This window comes from Bartonella sp. AA86SXKL, from assembly GCF_042196885.1.
The window spans coordinates 1-699 of the sequence record NZ_JBHIRE010000347.1 but is presented as its reverse complement, the minus strand read 5'-3'; the positions used below and the strand labels follow the sequence as shown (position 1 = coordinate 699).

Sequence of the window (699 nt, the reverse complement as noted above, 5' to 3'; positions counted from 1 at the left end):
AGGTTTACGAGCACTTCACCAGAATGATCCTCATTTTTCTCCTCAATTTTTTATAAAGGGAGCTCAAGTTGCTTATGAAATGATTGTAACAGCTTTTGCTAAAGGGGATCGTAATCAACTGAGGAGATTGCTTTCTCAGGATGTTTTTGAAAGCTTGGATGCTGCCATTGAACCACGCGAAAAAAACAATGTGCGAGTTCAGTTTACTTTTGTCGGAATTAATAAAATCGAATTTGTTGCAGCAGCGATGCAAGAAAAGGAAGAATTTTTGACTATACGTATTGTCAGTGAAATGATTTCTGCGACTTACAATGAGCAGGGAGAACGTATAGATGGTGATCCTGATACTATTGTAGAAATTAGAGATATTTGGACTTTTGTTCGCAATAGCTTATCAACAGATCCAAACTGGAAGCTTTTTGCAACAGAAGATGAAAATTAAGATCTCCTTTTTCTATAAAATCATATAAATCAGATTTATAAGAGATTGAAGATTGAAATGTCTACGGATGAATGGAGAACAGAAAGGGATCCGTTGGTTTCACAGGACCGCTTTCTCTGGGAGAAGGTATGTTGTACAATAATACCGCTTCATAAGAAGCGCTATTCTTCTTTTGCAAAAGAGGTCGTAAATGTTTCTAAAGATGCGGTGAAGATCAACAATAAGAAACAGTACATAACACAAATTCTCCCATTGTC

Annotated in this window: 1 protein-coding gene and 1 pseudogene; both read left to right on the top strand. The window is 36.5% G+C overall.

The genetic code is table 11. From position 1 onward, the window contains the following. A partial coding sequence (locus tag ACFIO5_RS11935; protein ID WP_375705525.1) for a Tim44/TimA family putative adaptor protein occupies positions 1-442 on the top strand: 442 nt, incomplete at its 5' end. 57 nt (positions 443-499) lie between these two features. Continuing rightward, a pseudogene (locus ACFIO5_RS11930) lies at positions 500-699 on the top strand (Smr/MutS family protein); the annotation flags it as partial.